The sequence below is a fragment of the Frankia sp. AiPs1 genome (genome assembly GCF_023716945.1).
Lineage (GTDB): Bacteria > Actinomycetota > Actinomycetes > Frankiales > Frankiaceae > Frankia.
Genome location: NZ_JAMQQF010000017.1, coordinates 1 through 5,564, shown reverse-complemented (window position 1 = coordinate 5,564; position 5,564 = coordinate 1). Strand labels below are relative to the sequence as shown.

At 71.3% G+C, this 5,564-nt stretch carries 5 protein-coding genes and 1 pseudogene; 4 read left to right on the top strand and 2 right to left on the bottom strand.

Annotated elements, in window-relative coordinates:
* From ND748_RS04010 to ND748_RS04000, 3 genes and pseudogenes are all read left to right on the top strand, one after another.
* Positions 1-972 (top strand): annotated as a pseudogene (locus ND748_RS04010) (hypothetical protein); the annotation flags it as partial.
* 497 nt (positions 973-1,469) lie between these two features.
* Positions 1,470-1,847 (top strand): hypothetical protein, encoded by a 378-nt coding sequence (locus ND748_RS04005; RefSeq protein ID WP_251744075.1) that lies wholly within the window; start codon positions 1,470-1,472, stop codon positions 1,845-1,847.
* A 9-nt stretch (positions 1,848-1,856) separates the two neighbouring features.
* Positions 1,857-3,188 (top strand): hypothetical protein, encoded by a 1,332-nt coding sequence (locus ND748_RS04000; RefSeq protein ID WP_251744074.1) that lies wholly within the window; start codon positions 1,857-1,859, stop codon positions 3,186-3,188.
* Positions 3,189-3,310: 122 nt separating this feature from the next.
* Here ND748_RS04000 and ND748_RS03995 read toward each other — a convergent pair whose 3' ends face one another.
* Positions 3,311-3,586 carry a hypothetical protein gene (locus ND748_RS03995; RefSeq protein ID WP_251744073.1) on the bottom strand — a complete coding sequence of 92 codons (276 nt, stop codon included), beginning with the start codon at positions 3,584-3,586 and terminating at the stop codon, positions 3,311-3,313.
* 73 nt (positions 3,587-3,659) lie between these two features.
* The gene (locus tag ND748_RS03990; protein WP_251744072.1) at positions 3,660-4,808 is read right to left on the bottom strand and encodes an acyl-CoA dehydrogenase family protein; all 1,149 of its coding nucleotides are present in this window, start codon (positions 4,806-4,808) and stop codon (positions 3,660-3,662) included.
* A gap of 121 nt (positions 4,809-4,929) precedes the next feature.
* Between ND748_RS03990 and ND748_RS03985 the strand changes: the two genes are divergently transcribed.
* On the top strand, positions 4,930-5,564 hold a 635-nt coding region (locus tag ND748_RS03985), incomplete at its 3' end, for a TetR/AcrR family transcriptional regulator (protein ID WP_251744070.1).

Below are 5,564 nucleotides of genomic sequence, written 5' to 3'. Positions count from 1 at the left end.
GGAATTGACCGGCCGGACGCTCGTGCGCATGCGCTGGCCGGGCTGATAGCCCATTTTGAGGGCGATCGGCGTCGCGTGGTGCTGGAGCAGGCCCTCGCCGCCGCTATTCAGATTGACCGCTCAGCCGACCGCGCTCGCGCATTGACGGAGCTCGCAGACCACCTTGATGCTGCGCAACTCATCCGGGCGCTCGACCCGTCAACGAATTCTGGTCAGTCAGATGCCCACGCGCGGATGTTGGTCAAGCTGGTAGCCCAATTCGTCGGCGAACGGCGTCAGATCGTGCTGGGCCGGGCCCGCGAGGCCGCCTCCAACATCACGAGGTCAGACGTCCGTGCACGGACACTGGCCGAGCTTGCGGCCTACTTCGACGGCGAGCAACGCCGCGACCTACTGAGCCAAGCCCGCGAGGCCGCGTCCAACATCACGAAGTCAGAAGTCCGTGCACGGACACTGGCCGAGCTTGCGGCCCACTTCGACGGCGAGCAACGCCGCGACCTACTGGGCCAGGCTCTCGACGCTGCCAACCACATCAGCTACCCAGCTGCCCGCGCCCGGGCCTTGGCCGAGCTCGCGGCTCACCTTGACGGCGAGGAACGCCGTGCTGTGTTGGACCGGGCTCTCGATTCTGCCACCAACATCACGAAGCTACCCGTCCGTGCACGGACACTGACGGAGCTCGCGGCCCACTTCGACGGCGAGCAACGCCGCGACGTGCTGGATCAGGCTCTTGATGCTGCCACTCACATCGGCCAGCCTGACGGCCATGCGCGGGCCCTGACTGAGCTCGTCCCGCATCTCGATGCCGAGCGGGGCGCTGTCGCCGTCGGAGAGGCTCTGGCAGCCATGGCTGTACTTGGCAGGCCGAGCGTTGTAGAGGTCCTGAACACCGTCCTGCTGGCTGGTCGCGACTGGATATCGCCGGGCCGACTGGCGAGGCTGTTGTCGGATGCTCAACGCTGGTGGCCGTGAGACTCGGACCGGTGAGAAGGCCTTGGGTCATGTGACCAGGAGCTCGTGGATGCGGCGGAAGGTGAGTTCGACCAGTAGTAACAGCTACGTGCTGACGCCTCGGACGAGGCGTCACGCTGTGACTGGAGGAGGTTGAAGAGCACGTCGATGTCGTCGGGTGGGGAGTCGCGGTGCGGGGCCCATGCGTCAAAGACTTCCTTGGCGCCGCGGGGCCGAGCCGGTCGAGGTAGCCGTCGAGTTGGGTTAGGCCGCGGTGGAGCGGGTCGGTCTCGCCTGTTCGGCGGACCTTGAGTTCGATGGCCTCGCGCTGCCAGCGGCGCCTGCCGTTCGGCGTCGTGTGCGGCCAGCGGACGAGCAGGTCGATACGGCCGCAGCCGATGCCGTACTCGCATCGGGCGGCCCGTCCGTGCGGGTCGGGATGACCACCTCGGCCCGACCCGCCGGGGAGGGCCGACCCTTCCGCGGAACGGCCCGCGACCCTGGTACTTTGCGCGGCGATGAGCCGGTGGAGCAACCCGTCGAGTCGACGCGGATTCCTCGGGCGGACAGGCGGGCTCGCCGCCACCGCCGGGTTCGCCGCTGCTCTGGGGGAAGGTCTCACCTGCTGCGGCGGCTCGACCGGCAGGCCGCCGGCTGGCAGAACCCAGTTCGACGGCAGAACCCAGTTCGACGGCACGATGCTGTCCGACGGCACGACGCCCCGCGGCGCTGCCACCGGCTATCCGGCGCCCGGCACGATCACGGCGGACGACCTCGTCGACGCCGAGACGCTCTGGTCCTGGATCGAACGGATGGCCGGCCATGGCCCCCGGCTGCCGGGCTCGGACGCGCACCGGCGCCACATCGACGACCTCGCCGAGCGGCTGGCCGGCTAAGGCCTGGCGGTGACCCGCCATCCCACCCGGCTGTCCGCGTGGCTCGCCGGCTCCTGGTCCCTGCATGTCGTCGACGTCGACGGCCGGTCGCACACCGTGCCGGTCGCCGCCTACCGTCCGCATTCCGGCGAGACGCCGGCCCGAGGGGTGACCGCGGCCGTCGTCGACGTCGGCGCGGGCGACGAGCCCGACTACCGGCGTACGCCGGTGGCGGGCGCGATCGTGCTCGCGGACGGTGCCGTAGCCCGGTTGTCCGCCTCGGTGCTCGGCGACCTCGCCGACCACGTGCATCCACCCGAGGCCCGTTCCGGCCTCGCGAACGAGGACTACTCGCGGGTCTGGCTGGACGTCCCGCCGCAACCGAGCCTGGAGACCGCCCGACGGCACGGCGCCGTCGCGATGATCGAGATCCTGCACCTGTCACCGGCCCTTGCCGCCGGCCAATACACGCCGCACCAGCAGGAGCACGCCGCGCTGCCGACGCTGCACGTCGATGCCGAACAGGGCGCCCGGCTGCGGTCTCTGCTCGCCCGCGGACCGCTCACCGCGACCCTGACGCTGACCGCGTCGCGGCGGGAGACCACCGTCGACTACCTGACCGCCCTGCTGCCGGGCTCGGGAGTACCGCCGCCGGCACTGGCACCAACAGGGGCACCGGTACCCGCACCGACCCCAGCGGGGCCCACTCTGGCGACCGGCGCGGCGGAACCCCGCCTGACGCCCGGCGCCGTGCTGGTCGCCACCCACACGGACGGTCAGAACGCGGTCGAGGAGAACGGTGGCCCGGCGCTGCTGGCGCTGGCCGAGTACTTCAGCCGGTTCCCCGCCCGCGACCGGCCCCGCGACCTCCTATTCCTGTTCTCGCCGAACCACATGGTGTCCGAGGTGGCGACGGTGAAGCCGGATGCCTGGCTACGCGGGCATCCGGAGATCATCAACAACGTCGCGATGGCACTCGTCGCCGAGCATCTCGGGACCATGGCATGGGACGACCGGGGCGGGACGGCGGCCTACCGGGCCACCGGCCGGTCGGAGCTGGTCACCGTTCCGGTGGGCCACAGCGACACGCTGCGCGAGCTGGCCATCGACGAGGTGAACGCCAGTGACCTCACCCGCTCCGCCGTCATGCGGCCCTTCCAGAACGGTCTGTACGGGGAGGGCACGTTTCCCTACCGGCTTGGCATCCCGACCATCGCGTTCATCAGCGGTCCGGCCTACCTGGTGCAGGTCGCGCCCGGGGACAACCTCGACAAGCTCGACCGCGCGCTGCTGCACCGGCACACCCTGTTCCTCGCCCGGATGCTGTCCCGGATGCTCGCCCTGCCCACCGCCAAGCCCTGACGTCCCACGACCAAGTACGGCCTCACCGCGTGATTGCCGTCGACACGCCAGTCGATCGCAACTCCGAGGAGTGAATTCGGCAACCACGGCAAGGCTGGGTCTGGGGTGGGCGGGGCGCTGTTTCAGGAGCGCAGGTGGGACAGCGCCGCTGCCTGCGCGGCTGGGTCGGCGAGGGTTTTGTGGTTCCAGGCCAGGGGGTAGAGGGCGGTGCGGGCGGCGAGGTCCGGGTCGGGGTACAGCGCGCCGTGCAGCACGCGCGTGAACCAGCCCAGTAGGAGGCCGCGGTCGTAGTCGGCGGCGGGCATGCGGGCCGTGGGGTCGTTGAGCGACCAGCTCGCCGTCGAGGACAGCCGCAGCCAGCCGCGCACCTCCCGTCCCAGTGGCGACGTCACGGGCACAGTGGGGAACCGTCCGGCGGCGGCGTCGGCGAGCGCATCGGTGAGACCGGGGTTGTCGGCGACGTCGAGCAGGTCAGGAGCGGGCGAGGTGGCGGCTGATGACCATGCGCTGGATCTGGTTGGTTCCTTCAAAGATTTGCATGATTTTGGCTTCGCGCATGTAGCGCTCGACGGGGTAGTCCTTGGTGTAGCCGGCGCCGCCGAAGACCTGGACGGCGTCCTCAGTGACCTTCATGACGGCGTCGGTGGCGACGAGCTTGGCGATGCTCGCGGCCTTGCCGGCGGGTAGGCCGGCGTCGCGGCGGCGGGCGGCGGCCAGGGTTGTCGCCCGGGCCGACTCGACGGCGGCGGCCATGTCGGCGAGTAGGAAGCCGAGGCCCTGATGGTCGATGATGGCCTTGCCGAACGCCTGACGCTCCTTGGCGTAGGCGACCGCGTCGTCGAGGGCGCGCTGGGCCAGGCCGACGGCGGCGGCGGCGATGCCGAGCCGGCCGGCGTCCAGGGCCGACAGCGCGATCCGTAGGCCGTTGCCCTCCGTGCCGATGAGCCGGTCGGCGGGCACGGGGGCCTCGTCGAAGCCGATCTGCGTGGTCGGGGAGGCCGTCAGGCCCATCTTGCGCTCGGGCGGGTGGATGTCCATGCCGGTGGTGCCGGCGTCGACGAGGAAGCAGGAGATGCCGCCGGAGCGGTCCGCCGAGGTGCGGGCGAACACGGTGTAGAAGTCGGCGGCGCCGCCGTGTGTCACCCATGCCTTCGTCCCGGACAGCCGGTAACCGCCGTCGGGGTCGGGGCGGGCGGCCGTCGTCATCGCGGCCGGGTCGGAGCCGGCGTGCGGCTCGGACAGGCAGTAGGCGCCGAGGAGCTTGCCCGACAGCAGCCGGGGCAGCAGGGCGGCGCGCTGGTCGTCGGTGCCGTGGTAGGCCAGCGGGAAGCAGCTCAGGCTGTGCACGCTCACCCCGACGGCGACCGACGCCGAGCGGTAGGCGATCTCCTCCAGTGCCTGCAGGTAGACCTCGTAGGGCTGGCCGCCGCCGCCGAACTCCTCCGGGTAGGGCAGCGCGAGCAGGCCGGCGTCGCCCAGGATCGCGAAGACCTCGCGGGGGAAGCGGGCCTGCGCCTCGTCGTCGACGACGCGCGGCTCGATCTCCTTCTCGCCGATCGTGCGGACGAGGTCGATCAGCTCGCCGGCCTCGGGGGAGGGAAGTTGGCGGTCGGCCGGCATGGCGTGCCTCCAGGGATCGCACCGAGGGACCGGGGAGTCGCCCGGTTCACCGTGCGACCGAGTCGACGGTACCGCACAGAGTACCTGGGTACTGCCTAGCGTTGGGGTAGATTGATCGATCATGACGGTGAACTGGGACGTCGACACCTGGTCGGCCGCGGCGGCCGGGGGACCGAGGACCAGCCGCCAGTCGCACCTGTTCGACGCGCTCGTCGAGATCTTCCTCGCGGAGGGGTTCGCCCGGTTCACCCTTGCGGACCTCGCCGGCCGGCTGCGATGCTCGAAGTCGACGCTCTACACGCTTGCCCACAGCAAGGAACAGCTCGCGGTGGCCGTCGTCGTGCACTTCTTCCGCAACGCCGCCGAGCGGATCGACGACAGCCTGCGCAGCGCGCCCGACCCGGCCGATCGGCTGCGCCGCTACCTCGACGGCGTCGCCGCCGAGCTGCGCCCCGCCTCCGCGGCCTTCCGCACCGACCTCGCCGCGTTCCCGCCCGCCCGCGCGATCTACGAGCGCAACACCAGCATCGCCGCCGCGAAGCTGCGCACCCTGGTGGCCGAGGGGGTGGCCGTCGGCGTCTTCCGCGAGGTCGACGCCAGGTTCGTCGGACAGGTCGCCACGCTCGCGATGGTCGGCATCCAGCAGGGCACCATCGAACGGCAGACGGGCCTCGCCGACGCCGACGCCTACGCCCAGCTCGCCGGCCTGCTGCTGCACGGCCTGGCCCGCCGCGACGGCGCCGCCACGGGCGGGCC